Source organism: Campylobacter sp. W0066.2 (genome assembly GCF_024723515.1).
Classification (GTDB): Bacteria; Campylobacterota; Campylobacteria; order Campylobacterales; family Campylobacteraceae; genus Campylobacter_D.
In genome coordinates, this window is record NZ_JANQCV010000003.1 from 24,578 (window position 1) to 42,680 (window position 18,103).

Here is an 18,103-nt window from a genome sequence, read left to right on the forward strand (position 1 = left end):
ATAATTTAACTATAATTTTATTTCAATACTGAAATTTATGTAAGATACTATATAAAAGGAAAGTATATGGAAGAAAAGTGCGATTTTACAGAATGTGGGTTTAACTATACCTTGTCTTTGATTTCGGGAAAGTATAAGATGAGTGTTTTGTATTGTTTGTTTCGCTATGAAGTAGTAAGATATAATGAACTTAAAAGATATCTTGGCAATATTTCTTTTAAGACTTTAACGCATACTTTAAGAGAGCTTGAAAATGATGATTTAATCACACGTAAAGAATACCCACAAATCCCACCAAAAGTAGAATACCGTCTTGCTAAAAAAGGTCAAAGTTTAATTCCTATTTTACAGGCAATGTGTGATTGGGGTGAGGAAAATCAAAAGGAAGAAAAATGATAGAATTATTAGATGATATAAATTTAGAAAAATACATGGGCACATGGCTAGAAATGGCCAGAAAACCTGCTTTTTTTCAAAAAACTTGCAAAAGTGCTAAGGCAGAATATGAGCTAGAGTATGAAGGCTCTACGCCTATAATTAAAGTCAAAAATATATGCACAAAAGAAAATGGAGAAATCTCTCAAGCAAATGGCAAAGCCAGGGTAAAATCCCCAAGATCTTTAGCGGTTAAATTTAGTATATTTATGAATATTTTTAACAAGCCAAATTATGAGATTATTTACATTGATGCAAATTATCAAGTTTCTATTGTAGGTAGTCCTGATAAAAAATATCTTTGGATTTTATCAAGGCAAATTTTGGCAAAAGAGCAAATAAACTCTTTGCTTGAAATAGCCAAGCAAAGAGGTTTTGACACTAGTGATGTGATTTTTGATGAGTATTAATTTTCTGCACTCATATCGATTACATAGCGGAATTTGGCTTTTCCTGAGGTGAGATTTTCATAAGCTTTGTCAATCTCGCTTGGCTTGATGAGTTCAATTTCAGGATAAATTCCATGTTCTAAAGAAAAATCAAGCATTTCTTGAGTTTCTTTAATGCCCCCAATAAGTGAGCCATATACTTTTTTACCTGCTTTAAATACAAAATGAATAATGTTAATGCTAGGGCTTACTTCATGTGGAGGTAATCCTACTATAGCCATTTCACCACCAAATTTTAATAAATCCATATAAGCTAGTGGATCATAAGGCGTTGGTATGGTAGAGATGATGAGATCAAATCTTTCTTTTACCACGCTTTTGTCTGTACTAGTATAAAAATTACTCACTCCCATAGCTAGAGCTTCTGCTTTTTTGTTCTCATTTCTTGCAAAAACACTTACTTTTGCCCCCATTTTTACAGCATATTTAACTGCCATCATACCAAGCCCACCAAAACCTGCTACGGCCACACTTGAGCCTTCTTTTATGTTTGAAAATTTAAGCGGTGAATAGGTAGTAATACCCGCACAAAGTAAAGGTGCTACTTTGTCAAGTGGAGCATTTTTTGGTACATTGATAGCAAATTTTTCACTTACTACAATGTTGTTTGAATAGCCTCCATAGGTGTTTTCATTATCATGAAATACATCTTTGCAGTTATAAGTGTAGATGGTTTTACCATTTTCGCAAAATTGCTCTTGAGATTTTTTGCATGCTTCGCACTCTCCGCATGAGTTTACCATGCAACCAACCCCAGCAAAATCACCTACTTTAAATTTACTCACATTTTCACCCACTGCGATAACTTCTCCTGCTATTTCATGGCCAGGTACGCAAGGGTAGGTTGCCTCGCCCCATTCGCTTCTTGCGGTATGTATGTCACTATGACAAATTCCTGCGTATTTGATAGCGATTAAGATGTCGTTTTTGCCTACTTTATGGCGTGTGAATTCAAAAGGTGTGAATTTAGAATCCTTACTAAGCATAGCATAACCTTTGCTTTTAACACGACCATTTTCTAAAAAGATTTTTGAGTCCATTTTCTCTCCTTTGTGATTTTTGAAATTATAATAAAGCTAGGTTTTTATTGCAATAGGGAAAATAAAGTAAGATACTATACTCAAGGTGCGTTTATGGGTTTTGGTTTGATTTTTATGGTATAATTATTTAAATTTTTTACCCATAAGGAAGCCATGGAACTTAAGCTTTTTTCAGAAGATGATACTAGAGTTAAACTCATAGATGTAAAACTTCACACTAGCTCTTGGAGTGAAGAAAATATCATAAGAAATTATTATTTTACCGATGGGCGTAAGCTTATAGGAAATAAAAGAGGTGAAAGAAAATTTGCAGATTATTTGTTGAAATTTCAAAACAGTAACCTTGCTATCATAGAAGCTAAAAAACAAAGCAAAGATCCTTTAGATGGCTTATCTCAAGGCATAGAATATGCTAAAATTTTAAACGTAGCATTTGTATACAGCACTAATGGCGATAAAATTTATGAATACAACCTAAAAACTTCAAGCGGTGAGTATATAGAAAAATTTCCAACCCCAAGTGAGCTTTTTGCTAGGATTTATGGAAATTTAAAAGAATGGCAACACAAGCTTTTATCGCAGCGAGAATTATACATACCCCAAAAAGGATTAAGATATTATCAAAAGATCGCAGTTGATAAAGTCATAGAAGCTTTGATCAATGGTAAAAATAGAATTTTACTCACTCTTGCTACGGGTACAGGTAAAACCACCATAGCTTTTGCTTTGTGTTATCGTTTACTTGAAGCTAGGTGGAATAAAACAAATCAAGACAAAAAACCTAAGATATTATTTTTATGTGATAGAGTGAGTTTAAGAGATCAAGCTTTAGGAGAGTTTAATCCTATAGAGGGTGATTGTGTGGCAGTGAGTGCGCAAGAGTTGAGAAAAAACAATGGCAGAGTGCCTACAAGTGCAAATGTGTTTTTTGGAATTTATCAAAGTCTAGCTTCAAATTCAAAAGAACAAGAAAATGCTAATGAAGAACAAGAAAGCAAATTCTACTTACAATACCCCAAAGATTTTTTTGATCTTATCATCATCGATGAATGCCACAGAGGTGGAGCGAATGAAGAAGGTAGCTGGGCAGGGGTGCTAGAGTACTTTTCATCGGCTACGCATTTAGGGCTTACTGCTACGCCTAAAAAAAGCGATAATGTAGATACTTATAGATATTTTGGTGAGAGTATATATGAGTATAGTCTTAAAGATGGCATAGAAGATGGCTTTTTAACTCCTTAATACAACGACTTTCTAGCTAAAGAAATTTTAAAGCTCATCAACCCTATGGATAAAACCATCATCTTTTGTGCTAACCAAGTCCATGCAAGCGAAGTAAAAAGATCCATTGATAAATTTAAAAGTGTAAAAAGAGATGATTACTGCGTGAGGGTTACAAGCGATGAGGGTAAAATAGGGCTTGAGTACTTAAAGCAGTTTCAAGATAATGACAAAAGCTACCCTGTGATACTCACTAGTTCTAAAATGCTAACCACAGGAGTAGATGCTAGAAATGTCCGCAACATAGTGCTTTTGGCAAATATAGGTTCTATCATAGAATTTAAGCAAATCATCGGAAGAGGCACTAGGGTGTATGAGGGAAAAGACTTTTTTACTATACTAGATTTTACCGGAGTAACAAGACTTTTTTATGATCCTAAATGGGATGGCGAGCAGATCAAAGATGAAGAAAAAACCGAGGTAAAAACTATACAAAACAAAAGAGAGCAAAGCAACCCTAAAGAAACAACCAAGCAAAAAGAAGTCACCGTGCATTTAAAAGGCACAAAACTAAAAGTGCTTGATATAACGACAAGCTATATAGGAGATAGCGACAAGCCACTTAGCACAAAAGAATTTTTGGAATTTTTAGTAGGAAAGCTAGCAGAATTTTATGATGATGAGGCAAGGTTACGCGAGATTTGGAGTAACCAAGCAAGTAGAAAAGAATTTTTACAAAAACTTGAAAAAGACCGCATAAGCGAGCAGGTTTTGGAAGAATTGACAGTGATTTTTGAGCAAAAAGACTGCGATGTGTATGATGTGCTAGCACATTTAAGCTTTAACAGCGAGATAAAAACACGCCATGAACGCGTGCTAAATGTAAAAAAATAGTACATTTTTAAAACGTTTCCAAAAAGAAAAAGCCTTAAAGCTTGTGGAATTTTTACTAGATAGGTATCAAGAGTATGGTATAAAAGACTTTGATAGTGGGTTAAAAACACTTATAGATCTTAGCTCTTTAGGTAGCGTAAAAGAGCTAGTGAGTGAATTTGAAGGTATGGAAAATTTAAAACAATGCATTGATGATTTACAAAGGGAGATTTATGCAAGATAAAGAAATAGAAAATACAACGGCAATAAACACCTATGTGAAAAATAAAAATGATGTTACTTTTGAGATTTGCCTTGATTCTGTAATAGATGACTCGTGTAGTAGATTTTTATTATCATTAATTAACGACTTTGAGGAAGGTGAGTGGAGATTTGAGAAATTTAATCAATACATAATGAATGCATTGGCTGAAACTGCCTTATCGAAAACAGAAAGAGAAGCTTTAGCTTCAAAAGAAGAGTATTATTCCATAATACAACGATCTGTTGCAAATCTAAATAAAAAAGAAGGAGAGATAGGAGAAATTTTTCTTTATGGTATTATGAAAAAATACTATAATGCCTTGCCTATTGTGCCTAAGATTTTTTATAAACAAAATGCCAATGATAATGCAAAAGGCGCAGATAGCGTTCATTTAACTATAGAGAATAAAGAATGTCATTTGTGGCTAGGGGAATCTAAATTTTATACAGATATAGCCAATGCAATTAGTGAAGCTATAAAATCCATTAAAGACCTTTTAGTAAAAGACAAGCTAAATAAAGAAAAGTCTATTATTATGGATATAAATGATGTTGAATCTTTTATTAAAGATAAAATCTCTGAAGAAAGTATAGATAAAATAAAAAGAGTTTTAAAACAAGATACTTCTATAGATGAACTAAAGAATATCTTGCATATTCCAATATCAATCATTTATCAATGCGAGACAACTAAAACATATAGCGAGTTATCAGAAGAATATAAACAAAAAATAGTAAATTTTCATCAAGAGAAAGCAAAACAAGCTATTGCAAAAATTACCAATGAGCTACACAATGTGCACAAGATAGAAAAAATAAAATTTCATATCATTTTATTTCCTGTACCAGATAAAGAAAAAATCAAATGCGATTTTGCCAAAAAACTAGAGGCAGCCAAATGACCAGTGAAAAAATTTTTGATGAATGTGTAAAGATATATGAAAATCTAAATGATAACAACAAAGAAACAGAAGCTAAAGAAAAGCTTTTTTATTTGCTTGATAAAATTCAAGATAAAGCTTTATATCCGCCTATATTAAATCATCTAATCAGACAATTTGGGGTATATCCCTATATGAATCAAGATACTTCAATTTTAGAAGACAAATTCTTACTAGAATGTTTTAAAGCAAATATCGGAGAAGACGAACCAAAAGTTTTACATAGAGAACAATCAAGAGTTTTAAAAAGACTTTTAGATAATAACAATGAAAGTCTTATTCTTTCTGCTCCAACAAGTTTTGGTAAAAGTTTTATTATTGATGCTCTAATAGCCATAAAAAAACCAAAAAATATATTAATCATTGTCCCTACAATTTCTTTATTAGATGAAACTAGAAGAAGACTTGTAAGGAAATTTACACCTGATTACAACATAATTACAACATCGGGTGCTACTCCAAAAGAAAATAATATATTCATATTAACCCAAGAAAGAGTTTTGGAATATTTAGACTTTATAAAAGCTAATAGAATTGATTTATTTGTCGTAGATGAGTTTTATAAAATTGTCGGGGATACAAGGTCAGATATTTTACAAAATGCAATAAAGCAAGTAAGTTTTTATTCCAAACAATCATACTATCTGTGTCCAAATATCAAACAATTTGATGAAAAATCATCGAAATATCAATTTTTAAAAAATATAGAAAAAGTCCTAATTGATTTTAATACTGTAGCATTAAAAACACATGATTTAAGCCACAAAAAAGAAAAGAAAGAACATATATTAAAAAACATATTAAATGAAAATAAAAATCAAAAAACAATGATTTATATAAAAAGCAAATCAGAATCAAAAAAGGTTTGCAAAAATATAAAAAACTATATTAATGCAACAGATAATCAATTAAAAAGTTTTTCAAATTGGTTAAAAAAACATTATTGGCAAGATTGGGATTTTGCTGAATGTTTGGCAAATGGGATAGGACAACACAATGCCGCTATGCATAGATTTATTCAACAACTTCAGGTTAAACTATTTTCAGAAAATGAACATATGAATATTATGGTAACTACCACTTCTTTAATAGAAGGTGTAAATACTGCAACAAAAAATATAGTTATATGGAATGATTCTGTTGCGAGGGATAAAGATAAATTAACAAGTATGCAATATAAAAATATTATAGGTAGATGCGGGAGAATGTTTAAATATTTTGTTGGTAATGTGTATTTATTAGAAAGTAACAAAGAAACATTAAAAAATGAGCAAGAAACTATGGAAATAATTCCTCAAGAAGAATTTTTATATAGAAACGACTTGGAAACTTTTAATACAAAAACAAAAATGGAAGAGAACTTAAAAAATGTACTTAATGATAAAAACAAATTTTATCAAATTATGTCAAAAATGAAAAATTATTCTATTTTAATGGATTTGGACAATATTTTAACAATTGTTGAAAATGCCGAACTTTTTGAAAAAAGTATTGAATATTTAAATAGTGATGTTCCAGATGAGTGGGGATTTATCAAAAAGAAAGAGATACGAGAAATTGTTTTCAAAATATTGAATGAGAAATCTAAAAATGCTTATTTTAAAATAATTGATTATGGCAAACACAATTACGATGGCGTAAAACAAACTATTAATAATATAAGTAAACAAGAGAGATATAAAATTAATATTAGCCAGTATTTTGACTTTGAAAAAGCAATCAGTTTTGATATCGCTAGTTTTTTTAATGATTTGAATCAAATCATGCAAATACTCTATCCTGAAAAGGGTATAGATATTTCAAGTTTTATTACAAAACTTTCAAATGCTTTTTTACCATCAGTGGTATATACTCTTGAAGAATTTGGACTACCTAGAATCATTTCTAAAAAACTTCATCAATGTGGATTTATTAATTTTGAAAATAAAGAATTAACACTGGAACAAGCATTAGATAAATTTAAAGAATATACAGCTGATGATATAATTAACATATTAAAAGAAAAAGATCTTTACGATAATTTTGAAGATTATATATTAAATTATTTTTATGAAGGTTTAGGATAATAAAATGACAAATTTACTGCAGGGTTGGGAAGTTAAAAAGCTTGGGGAAATTTTTAATATTGAAAGAGGAGGCTCTCCTAGACCGATTAAAGAATTTTTAACGGATAAAGAAGATGGTATAAATTGGATTAAAATAGGTGATATAAAAAATCAAAAATATCTTTATGCAACAGAAGAAAAAATTATACAAGAAGGACTTAAAAAAAGCAAATTGGTTATCGAGGGGGATTTATTAGTTTCAAATTCCATGAGTTTTGGCAAACCTGTTATTGTAAAATTACAAAAAGGTGCAATTCACGATGGTTGGCTATTGTTAAAAGAAAAAATTAATTTGAATAAGGAATATTTTTACTATTTATTTTCTAGTAATTTTATGTATGACTTTTTATCTTATCAAGCTTCTGGCTCTACTGTAAAAAATTTAAATATAGATAAACTTAAACAAATCAAAATACCTTTACCACCTTTACAGGAGCAAGAAAGGATAGTGGGGATTTTAGATGAGAGTTTTGCAAAGATAGATGAGAGTATAAAAATTTTAGAGCAAGATTTGCTAAATTTAGATGAGTTAATGCGAAGTGCCTTGCAAAAAGCTTTTAACCCTTTAAAGGATAATACTAAGGAAAACTACAAACTCCCACAAGGTTGGGAATGGAAAAGCTTGGATGATATAGGGGAAATAATTACAGGAACAACACCTAGTAAAAATAATCCTAATTTTTATGGAAATGAGTATCCATTGTTTAAGCCTAGTGATTTAAATGGAGATATGATAATAAAATTTGCTAGTGATAACTTATCAAAATTAGGCTTTGATAATGCAAGAAATTTACCAAAAGATACATTTTGGTAGTTTGTATAGGTGCTTCTATCGGGAAAGTAGGATTAAGTGGAGTTAGTGGAAGTTGTAATCAACAGATTAATGCCATTATTCCAAATTCTACTTTTGTTTCAAAGTATTTATTTTTTGTATGCTTAAGTAACTATTTTCAAGAAATTCTTAAAAAAAATGCTTCTCAAACTACTTTACCAATTATAAATAAAACAGAATTTTCTAAATTAAAAATTCCCCTACCACCTTTACAAGAGCAAGAGCAAATCGCTTCGCATTTAGATGAACTTTCTTCTCATGTAAAAAATTTAAAACAAAACTATCAAATGCAGATAAAAGACTTACAAGAGCTTAAAAAGTCCTTGCTAGGTAAAGCTTTTCAGGGAAGATTATAAATGTTAAAATTTTTATCAAATTTTAACATAAGGACTAGATATGTTAAAAATTTTTGATTTTTTTAACATATTTTTTTATAATGTTAAAAATTTTAACATATGGAAAAATTATGAAAGAATTCATACCACCAAAACTTCCTTTAGATATAGAATTAAATGCAAATATTTATGGTCTCATCATTAGGGCTTCGAGAAAATTAGCGGAGTTAAATGGACTTAGCAAAAGCATGCCTAATCCAAATATATTAATCAATGCTTTGATCTTGCAAGAAGCTAAAGATTCTAGCGAGATAGAAAATATTATTACCACTCACGATGAACTTTTTTATCTCAAATCGATGAAAGTAAACTTACAAGAGCGGCAAAAGAAGTGAAAGACTATGAAAATGCTTTAAAAAAAGGATATGAGCTTTTAAAAAAAGAGCAATTATTAAGAAATGCACATATTTTAGAAATTCAAAAAAGACTAGAAAGAAATAATGCAGGTTTTAGAAAACAAAGCGGAACTACACTGATAAATCCTACCACAGGAGAAATCAAACACACACCCCCGCAAAATCCTAGTGACATACAAGAACTTATGGGAAATTTGGAGCGATACATCAACGATGATACTTTAGATGAACTTGATTTTTTGGTAAAAATGGCAATCATTCATTATCAGTTTGAAAGCATACATCCATTTTACGATGGTAATGGTAGAACAGGCAGGATTATCAATATACTTTATTTAGTTTATAAAGGCTTGCTTGATTTGCCTATCTTGTATTTAAGCTCTTATATAGTAAATAACAAAGAAGAGTATTACAATCTTTTACAAAAAGTACGTGATGAAGGTGCAATTTTAGAATGGATAGAATACATACTCAAAGGTGTAGAGCAAACTGCTATAAAAACGATAAAAACCATTACTATAATAGAAAAAATGATGTCTGATGTAGGTGAAATTTTGCAAAATAAAACGAATTTTTACAGCAAAGACTTTGTGGAGCTTTTGTTTTCTCATCCTTATACAAAGATAGACTTTTTGATAAATAAATTAGATATTTCTAGGCAAAGTGCCTCAAAATACCTTAAAATTTGTGAAAATTTAGGGGTGCTAGAGTGCATTAAAATGGGTAGAAATAATTATTATATTAATATAGAACTTTTAAGACTTTTTAGAAAGGGAAATTTTTAAATGCAAGGTAAAATCGATAAAATCACAGATATTTTAAGACGCGATGATGGCATAAGCGGTGCTATGCATTATAGTGAGCAGATTAGTTGAGTGCTTTTTTTGAAATTTTTAGATGATTATGAAGAAGAGTTAAAGCTAGAAGCTGAGTTAGATGAAAAGCCTTATAAGGCTATTTTGCAAGAAAAATTCAGTTGGAGAGCTTGGGCAGCACCTAAAACAAGCGAAGGAAAGCTTGATGTAAAAAATGCTTTAAGTGGAAGCGATTTGCTAAGCTTTGTGAATGATGAGCTTTTTCCATACCTAAAAAGTTTTAAAGATAATGAAAATTTCAAAAGCATAGAGTATAAGATAGGCGGAATTTTTGAATTTATAGACAACCGCATAGCTAATGGCCATACTTTAAGAGAGGTTATAAATTTAGTTGATGAGCTAAGTTTTAGCAAAGAAAGTGATGTATTTGCTTTGGGTGAGGTTTATGAAAAGCTTTTAAAAGACATGGGAAGCGATGGGGGAAATAGCGGGGAGTTTTATACCCCAAGACCTTTGGTTAGAGCCATGGTGGAGGTGTTAGACCCTAAAGTAAAAGAGAGAATTTATGATCCTGCGTGTGGGAGTTGTGGGTTTTTAGTAGAGAGTTTTTTGCATATTCTTTATGAAGATAGGGCAAAAAAGAAAAAAGCAAATTTGAGTGTGGAAGAACTTGAATTTTTACAAAATGATGCCTTGTTCGGTAAAGAAAAAACTCCGCTAAGTTATGCAATGGGTGTGATGAATATGATCTTACATGAGGTTAAGTCCCCAAATATCATCAAAACCAATACTCTAAATAAAAAAATCACAGACATAACTGAAAATGAAAAATACGAAGTGATTTTGGCAAATCCTCCTTTTGGTGGCAAAGAAAAAGATCAAATTCAAAATAACTTTCCTGTAAAATCAAATGCTACCGAGCTTTTGTTTTTACAGCATATTTTAAAGTCTTTGAAAAACAATGGAAGATGTGCCATAGTAGTGCCTGAAGGGGTGCTTTTTCAAAATTCAAATGCCTTTGTGAGTGTAAAAAAAGACTTGCTAGAAAATTTTAATCTTGAATGTGTTTTAAGCTTGCCAAGCGGTGTATTTTTACCATATAGTGCGGTTAAAACTAATATACTTTTTTTCTCTAAAGGACAAAGAAGCATTTGTGGTGAAAATGATGAAAGTGTATATTACTATGAGCTTGTACCACCTTTTAAATTGACTAAAAACAAACCTTTAGAATACACGCATTTACAAGAATTTTTAAAATGTTATAAAGAAAAAAAAATCACGGCTAATTCTTATTTGGTAAGTAAAAAAGAACTTGAAGAAAGAAATTATGATTTAAGTGCTAAAAATCCAAACGTAAAAGAAGAAAAAACCTTGCGTGAAGTAGAGGAAATTTTAAGCGAGTTAGAGCAAAATCAAAAACAAGCAAAAATGCTTTTTGAAAAAATTCAAAAAGCATTTGTTTAAGGCATAAAAATTATATTAACCAAATCATTTTCTTTTATATCACCATGTGCTATCATTAATGCAGCCTTGTGGTTAAGGTTGTTGATGATGGCACTTGAGCCTTGTTTTTTGCCTTTTAAATTGGCATAAATTTTTCCATCTTTAAATTCTACATTACAAGCTACAAATTCTAAATGCGAACTTTTTTTCTTATAGTCAGTATTTGCAAATGCCTTAAATACATAGTCTTTTTCTTGTAAAAGCCAAGCATTTAAAAGTTCTCTTACATATAAATTAAACATCACCATAGCCGAGTATGGAAAACCCGGTAGGGCAAAGATGAATTTATCTTCAAATTTGGCTATTTTGATGTGTTTGCCAGGCTTTACATCGACTTTGTCTAAGATGACTTCATACTCTTTAACAGCTTGCTTTAAAAAGTCAAAATCCCCTATGGAAACTCCACCAGTGGTAACTAAAATATCACACGCATTAAGTGCTTGTTTTAAAACACTTGGAGTTTTTTGCATATCATCTTTTAAAAGTGGGAAAATTCTAACTTCACTGCCAAGTTTTTTTGCCATATTAGCTATGGCTACATGGTTTGATGAGCGAATTTGTGCAGGGTGTTCTAAGCTTTCGCCTAAGTCTTTGATTTCACTTCCACTACTTAACACGCCTATGATAGGTTTAGCAAAAACGCTAATGTGAAAGTGTCCAAGCTCGGCTAAAAGTGCTATCTCGCTATAGCCTAGCTTTGTACCTTTAGTGAGTAAAATTTCACCTTTGGTGTAGCTCTCACCAACCTTTCTTACAGCAAAGCCTTGTGGAACTTTTTCTTTTACATAAACTACACCTTCTTTAACTTCAACTTTTTCCACAGGCACTAAGGTATCACAACCCTCACTCATTAAAGAGCCTGTAAAGGTTTTAACACATTCTTTATTTTGTATTTTAAAGCTTGGAAAAACTCCCGCAGGTATTTCGCCTATGATAGACAAAGGCTCATCTTGCTCGCTAAATTTGATCGCATAGCCATCCATAGAAGCAGTGGGAAATTGAGGGTTATTGGTAGAAGCTTTGATATCTATGGCTAAAATTCTATCTAAGCACTGTGTTAAAGCGATGTTTTCTATCTTTTCATATGCTTTTATATGTGAATGAAGTATGTCTAAACTTTGGCTATAAGAAGTTAGCATTTTAGTCCTTAGTGCTTAAAATTCCTGCTCCTTGAAGTTTCAAAGAGCGTTCTTTGGCATAAATTTTTTCACCATTAATGATATCATATTTCCATATAGGTGCACTTGCTTTAAAATCTTCTACAAAATCGTTAATCAGTTTAAGTCCTAATTTTCTTTGCTTGCTTAAAACCCCAGCAAAATAAGAACTCTCATGCACCTTAACCTTACCAATAGAGTGAGCAAGCATCAAGCTTGCATTTTCATTTGCAAGTTTTTGGCACCACTTTTCAAACCAAGTTTTTAATAAAGGCTCATATATATCAAAACTCAAAGCTTCAATCTCATCTTCAGCTCTAACTATACCGCAAAATGTGATCAAAGCTCCGCAGTTTTTATCTTTAGCATATTCATACCATCTAGCATAAATGCTAGGAATTTCTAAGGCTCCTTGGTGTAACTCAAACATAACTCATCCTCCACAAACCGGTGGAAGTAGGCAGATTTTATCCCCATCTTTTAAGGTAGTTTCATCATCAAAAACCATTTCATCATTTAAAGCAACCGCACAAAGCTCAAGCCATTCTTTTAAGCTTTCATCTTGCCTTAAAATTGCTTTTAATTCTTTAAGATTGCTTACATTTAGTTCTAAGCTTTCTTTGTTAATTGGCCCTAGAAATTCAACTTTTACCATTTTTTTACCTTTATTCTTTGATTTCTAAAATTCCCATCATTCCAAGATCTTCATGCTCTAAAATATGGCAGTGAAACATTCTAATACCGGTAAATTTTTGACTCATTCTAAGTCTTAATTCTTCTCTAGGTCTTACATTAATCGTATCTTGCAATGCTCTGAATTTTGCTTTTGTTATTTTACCCTTAAATTTAGAAGATATGAGTTCAAATTGTGTTCCGTGTATATGGAAAGGATGATCCATATGTGATTTGTTTTTTACTACCCATTCTTCTACCTCATTTAATTTTGAGGTTAAATCCGTTCTATTCATATCAAATGTTTTACCATTGATTAAAAACATAGAAGCAAGGCTTTTTTTGATTTCTTCTTCACTTTTTTTGCTAATACCATGCATTTGCATGTGATCTTCACTCATAATCACTTCTTTAAAGCTTGTAGCTTCTTTTAAAGGTGGAAATTCGCGCAATTTTTCAGGTATATTTTCTATAGTTTTTTCTACTTTAAGGTCAGCTAACATAAGAGTGTAAGGTTCTTCTTTAACAAGCATTTTATCGCGGTCATAATAAGTACTTTCAAGTTTAAAATTACCCTTACTTGCTTTAATTAGTACTTCTACTCTTGAAGCAGGACTTAAAAATAACTCATCTAATTCAACACCTTTTTCTATAAGCCCTCCATCAGTTCCTACTAAAATAAATTTAGCACCTTTAATGCGTAAATTTAAATATCTTGCTGCACAAAAATTATAAATACGAATTCTTTGAGCTTCTCCAAGCGTTATTTTTGGCTTTAATTGTCCATTAATAAGAACTAAATTTCCTTCTCTACCATTTAGCCAATCAAATAAATTATTATCAGGAATTTGTGCATTTTCATCTAAACGCAAATCGCTAATCACCCAATCTTGTTCTTGTAAATGCGACAATGCATCTTTTTTAGCTTTAACTACAAATACCCCTGCTAAACCTTTATAAACTTGCTTTGCTGTGGTATAGTGTGGGTGTGGATGATACCAGTAGGTTCCTGCTGAATTTTCTCCAAGTTTAAAGCGATAAATTCTTTCTCTACCAGGCATGATAGGATCATGTGGATTACCATCTTGCTCAGGTGGTATATCAAGTCCATGCCAGTGGATTGTAGTTGGTTCTTTTAAACTATTTTTTACCAAAATTTCAACTGTATCACCTTCATAAACTTCTATTTTAGGTCCAGGTATAGAGCCATTGTAAGTAAAGCATTTTGTTTTTTTACCTTTAACAAGTTCTATTTGACTTTCTTTGATTTCTATACTTGATCTAAAGAAATTTTTCTTTGTACTTGTGTTTTTTAGAAGTTTTAAATTTGCTAACGCTCCTCCGCTAGGAAAGTCTTTTTCATCGAGTAATTTAATGTTTGGATTTTCTAGTTTGATAAAAGAAGTATCGATTTCTTTTGTATCTTTTTGTGTATGTTTTGAGTGCATATTGTGATGAGAATGATCTCCCATTGCATAAGCACTGCTAATACTTGCTAAACCTAAAGCATTAAATTTTAAAAATAACCTTCTATCCATTAAATTTTTACTCCTAAATTAATTTTGATTTGGATTTTGATTATAGCTATTATTTGATTAATGATTGTAAATTATAAAAACAAGATATAATTTTAATATGATTTGTTATACAAGTGGTTTTAAATCAAAAAATTAAGGAAAGATATGTTAATTAAAAATCATTTAGATAAAGACTTTCAAACTCCTGCTTATATTTTAGAAGAAGATAAACTTAGAAAAAATTGTGAGCTTTTGGCTAAAGTGAGCGAGCAAAGTGGAGCAAAAGTTTTACTTGCTCTAAAGGGTTTTGCTTTTTCAGGTGCTATGGATATAGTGGGTGAGTATCTATCAGGTTGTGCTTGCAGTGGGCTTTGGGAAGCTAAATTTGCAAAAGAATATATGGACAAAGAAATTCATACTTTTTCACCTGCTTTTAAAGATGATGAAATAGATGAAATCATAGATCTTTCACACCATATAGTATTTAATTCTTTTAATCAGTTTAAAAAATTTAAAGACAAAGCAAGTAAAAAGTCTCTTGGTTTGCGTTGTAATCCAGAGCTTTCAGTAGCCCCAAAAGAACTTTATAATCCTTGTGGTAGATTTTCAAGACTAGGAATTCGCGCGATTGATTTTGAAAATGAAGATTTAAGTGCTTTAAGTGGGCTTCATTTTCATGCTTTATGTGAAGAAAGTGCGCATTCTTTAGAGCTTGTGTTAAATGCTTTTGAGGCTAAATTTTCAAAATTTATTAAAAATATGAAATGGGTTAATTTTGGTGGGGGTCATCATATCACAAAAGAAGGTTATGACACGCAAAAATTAATTGATCTTTGTAAAAAATTTAGCGATAAATACGGCGTGCAAGTGTATCTTGAGCCAGGTGAGGCTGTGGGTTGGCAGTGTGGGACTTTAGTTGCAAGTGTAATAGATATAGTAGAAAATGAGAAAAAAATAGCTATTTTAGATACTTCAAGTGAAGCTCATATGCCAGATACTATCATCATGCCTTATACAAGTGAGGTTTTAAATGCTAGAATTTTATCAAGTCGTGATGGACAAAATTACAGCAAGCTAAAAGAAAACGAATTTGCTTATTTACTTGGTGGTAATACTTGCTTAGCAGGGGATATCATGGGCGAGTATGCTTTTAATCAAGAGTTAAAAATAGGGCAAAAAATAGTATTTTTAGATCAAATTCATTATTCTATAGTTAAAAACACCACATTTAATGGAGTAAGACTTCCAAATTTAATGTTATTAGATAAGAATGAAAATTTATCTATGGTAAGAGAATTTGGTTATGAAAATTATTCAAAAAGAAACTAAAAATTGAGTTTTTTTGTAGTTTTTTACAAATTTATGTTTTTTAAATAAAACTTTTTTTAAAATAAAAATGGAAACTGAAAATTAACAAAACTACAATGCTAAGCTTTTTCTAGCGTGTAATGTTTAGGAGTAATTTATGCATAGGGTTATACTAGCTCTTTTAGCCTGTTTTAACTTTCTATTTGCTCAAGAAAATTTTGAAGTTAAAAATACTCAAATTTGGGATGTACAAAGAGTAATGAATATAGAAAGTTATCAAAATTTTGGTGCTTTGTGGACTAAACTACAAGGTGAGTATATTGCAAGTGCTGTTTTGATTATACTTATAGTGGTAATTTCAGCTTTTGCTTTGCATTATATGGTCATAGGTCCAAAGAAATTTTCTCATGATGGTAAGAAAATTTATGCTTTTTCAGTATTTGAAAGATTGTTTCATTTTGTAGCGGCAATTTCTTGGATTATCCTTGTACCAACCGGTTTTATTATGATTTTTGGATCATATTTTGGTGGTGGATTTTTTGTAAGAATGTGTAAAAACTTACACGGCATTGCTACTATTTTATTTATCATTTCTATCATTCCTATGCTTTTATGTTGGATTAAAAGAATGCTTCCTGCAAGTTATGATTTAAGATGGATGATGATGGTTGGTGGATATTTAAGTAAAGAGAAAAAACCTGTGCCTGCTGGCAAGTTTAATTTTGGTCAAAAATCTTGGTATTATATAGCTGTTTTTGGTGGCTTTTTGATGATAATCACCGGTGCGTTTATGTTTTTCCTTGATTTTAATTCTACTTCTTTACAATCTATTTTTGGAATTTCTCATATAGATATTTTAAGAGCTTCAGCTATCATCCATAATATTTTGGGTATTTTATGTGCGGTATTTTTTGCTATTCATATTTATATGGCTGTATTTGCTATTAAAGGAAGTATCCACTCTATGATTAGTGGTTATAAGGAAGAAGAAGAAGTTTATATTTTACATTCTTATTGGTATAAAGAATTAAGCGATAAAAAACAAATCAATCCATCATTTACTTACGATTCTAAAACAAAATTTTAAAATCTCACTTGATTTTTTTAAATTTTCCTTGTTATAATCAAATAAAAATAACAAGGAAAATTAATGATACAAGATATTGATCTTTCGCGTAAATATTTTTATGAATTTTTTTCAAAAGCTTTTAATTTTATCGATGAAAATGAATTTAAAATTTGGCACGAGCAAGTTTTAGTTTTAGCTCAAAGTCCTTTAAATGATAGTTTAAAATCTGATTTTGAAAAACTTAGCGCATGCGATTTTGCAAGTTTTAAAGAAGAACAAAATGGGGTATTTTTTGATTTTTCTTATGTGAATGTGCCTATTAGCGCTTCTTTTTATGATGAGGGTAGAGATGATGGTAAAATGAAACTTCAAGCTTGTGAAATCATTAGAAAAACCAAATTTAGAAAAAAAGAAGATTGCAGACAAAGTGAAGATGAATTTGGCTTTTTGTTTGCTTTTATGGCAAGTATTATTGAACATGATTTAAAAGTTGCACAGCAATTATTTCGCTTTGTGATAAATCCTGTAATAGATGAGTTTATAGAAAAATTACAAATTCACAAAAACTCAAATTTTTATATTGCTATTGCTAATATTATGAAAGTCTTTTTTGCAAATGAAAGAGCTTATTTAGAAGTGCAAGCACCTGTAAAAAAAGAAGGTAAAAGTATAGCAGATGAGGCTTTACAAAGACTTCCTTACGAACCAAGACTTCCTACTAAATTTAGTAAAACAAATATAGAAGAACTTAGCAAATTATAAAAATAAATATGTATTTTGTTACCAAAATACATATTATCAAAATCATCTTTTTATGAAAATAGAAATTAAATAAAATCTTAAGTGAAAATATGCAAAAGTTATAATGTTTAAGTGTGTAAATACTTTAAAAATAAGTATTTATAGTTATTCTTTACTTTTATTTCAAAGGAGAGAACATGGAGGCCAATCAAAGAAGAGATTTTTTAAAAAAATCTTTGAAAATTGGTGCTTTAGGGGTAGTAGCTGGAGCAAGTGTAAATGCTTTAGCTAAAGATGATTACCAAGAGCAAAATACCGTAGTTTTAGGAAAAAGTACTAAAAAAGAAGTGCTTTATAAAAAAACTATGCATTGGGAAAAATACTACAAAATAGCTTACTAATTAAGAAAG

The 18,103-nt window shown here is 30.5% G+C and carries 13 protein-coding genes and 4 pseudogenes; 12 read left to right on the top strand and 5 right to left on the bottom strand.

The annotated features are described in order from the left end of the window. The first annotated feature begins 66 nt into the window (after positions 1-66). Entirely contained in the window at positions 67-396 is a 330-nt protein-coding gene (gene rrpA / locus CAMP18498_RS01695; RefSeq protein WP_337197060.1) for a MarR family transcription factor RrpA, read from the top strand. After that, the gene (locus CAMP18498_RS01700) at positions 393-845 is read left to right on the top strand and encodes a lipocalin family protein (protein ID WP_337197062.1); all 453 of its coding nucleotides are present in this window, start codon (positions 393-395) and stop codon (positions 843-845) included. The genes rrpA and CAMP18498_RS01700 overlap by 4 nt, the downstream gene beginning before the upstream one ends. Here CAMP18498_RS01700 and CAMP18498_RS01705 read toward each other — a convergent pair. After that, positions 842-1,924 (bottom strand): NAD(P)-dependent alcohol dehydrogenase, encoded by a 1,083-nt coding sequence (locus CAMP18498_RS01705; RefSeq protein WP_240385079.1) that lies wholly within the window; start codon positions 1,922-1,924, stop codon positions 842-844. The genes CAMP18498_RS01700 and CAMP18498_RS01705 overlap by 4 nt on opposite strands. Before the next feature lie 153 nt (positions 1,925-2,077). On the opposite strand from CAMP18498_RS01705, the pseudogene CAMP18498_RS01710 reads away from it, so the two are divergent. The 6 genes and pseudogenes from CAMP18498_RS01710 (at position 2,078) to CAMP18498_RS01735 (ending at position 11,190) form a co-directional block, all read left to right on the top strand. Further along, a pseudogene (locus tag CAMP18498_RS01710) lies at positions 2,078-4,262 on the top strand (DEAD/DEAH box helicase family protein). Continuing rightward, positions 4,252-5,184, top strand: a complete 933-nt coding sequence (locus tag CAMP18498_RS01715) for a HamA C-terminal domain-containing protein (RefSeq protein WP_337197066.1) — start codon at positions 4,252-4,254, stop codon at positions 5,182-5,184. Before CAMP18498_RS01710 ends, CAMP18498_RS01715 begins: the two are co-directional and overlap by 11 nt. A gap of 92 nt (positions 5,185-5,276) precedes the next feature. After that, positions 5,277-7,289 (top strand): DEAD/DEAH box helicase, encoded by a 2,013-nt coding sequence (locus CAMP18498_RS01720; protein ID WP_337197068.1) that lies wholly within the window; start codon positions 5,277-5,279, stop codon positions 7,287-7,289. A gap of 4 nt (positions 7,290-7,293) precedes the next feature. Beyond that, positions 7,294-8,516, top strand: a pseudogene (locus CAMP18498_RS01725) (restriction endonuclease subunit S). A 110-nt stretch (positions 8,517-8,626) separates the two neighbouring features. Continuing rightward, a pseudogene (locus tag CAMP18498_RS01730) lies at positions 8,627-9,696 on the top strand (Fic family protein). After that, positions 9,697-11,190: pseudogene (locus CAMP18498_RS01735) on the top strand (N-6 DNA methylase). It begins immediately after the preceding pseudogene. Here CAMP18498_RS01735 and CAMP18498_RS01740 read toward each other — a convergent pair. From CAMP18498_RS01740 to CAMP18498_RS01755, 4 genes are read right to left on the bottom strand one after another with little or no spacing between them, the layout of a single operon-like run. Continuing rightward, positions 11,187-12,368 carry a molybdopterin molybdotransferase MoeA gene (locus tag CAMP18498_RS01740; RefSeq protein WP_337197069.1) on the bottom strand — a complete coding sequence of 394 codons (1,182 nt, stop codon included), beginning with the start codon at positions 12,366-12,368 and terminating at the stop codon, positions 11,187-11,189. The pseudogene CAMP18498_RS01735 and the gene CAMP18498_RS01740 sit on opposite strands and share 4 nt — an antisense overlap. Before the next feature lies 1 nt (position 12,369). Further along, the gene (locus CAMP18498_RS01745; RefSeq protein WP_337197071.1) at positions 12,370-12,816 is read right to left on the bottom strand and encodes a molybdopterin synthase catalytic subunit; all 447 of its coding nucleotides are present in this window, start codon (positions 12,814-12,816) and stop codon (positions 12,370-12,372) included. 3 nt (positions 12,817-12,819) lie between these two features. Beyond that, the gene (locus tag CAMP18498_RS01750; RefSeq protein ID WP_039668054.1) at positions 12,820-13,041 is read right to left on the bottom strand and encodes a molybdopterin synthase, small subunit; all 222 of its coding nucleotides are present in this window, start codon (positions 13,039-13,041) and stop codon (positions 12,820-12,822) included. A 10-nt stretch (positions 13,042-13,051) separates the two neighbouring features. Then, positions 13,052-14,596, bottom strand: coding sequence for a multicopper oxidase family protein (locus CAMP18498_RS01755; RefSeq protein WP_337197074.1), 1,545 nt, complete (start codon positions 14,594-14,596; stop codon positions 13,052-13,054). Between the two features lie 144 nt (positions 14,597-14,740). Here CAMP18498_RS01755 and nspC point away from each other — a divergent pair, with 144 nt between their 5' ends. The 4 genes from nspC (at position 14,741) to CAMP18498_RS01775 (ending at position 18,094) form a co-directional block, all read left to right on the top strand. Further along, positions 14,741-15,904 carry a carboxynorspermidine decarboxylase gene (gene nspC / locus CAMP18498_RS01760; protein WP_337197076.1) on the top strand — a complete coding sequence of 388 codons (1,164 nt, stop codon included), beginning with the start codon at positions 14,741-14,743 and terminating at the stop codon, positions 15,902-15,904. 136 nt (positions 15,905-16,040) lie between these two features. Beyond that, positions 16,041-16,970, top strand: coding sequence for a formate dehydrogenase subunit gamma (locus tag CAMP18498_RS01765; protein WP_337197078.1), 930 nt, complete (start codon positions 16,041-16,043; stop codon positions 16,968-16,970). 63 nt (positions 16,971-17,033) lie between these two features. Next, positions 17,034-17,714: a TorD/DmsD family molecular chaperone gene (locus CAMP18498_RS01770; protein ID WP_337197080.1), complete on the top strand. Its 681-nt coding sequence runs from the start codon at positions 17,034-17,036 to the stop codon at positions 17,712-17,714. Positions 17,715-17,890: 176 nt separating this feature from the next. Further along, positions 17,891-18,094 (top strand): twin-arginine translocation signal domain-containing protein, encoded by a 204-nt coding sequence (locus CAMP18498_RS01775; RefSeq protein ID WP_012661099.1) that lies wholly within the window; start codon positions 17,891-17,893, stop codon positions 18,092-18,094. The last annotated feature ends 9 nt before the right edge of the window (positions 18,095-18,103 follow it).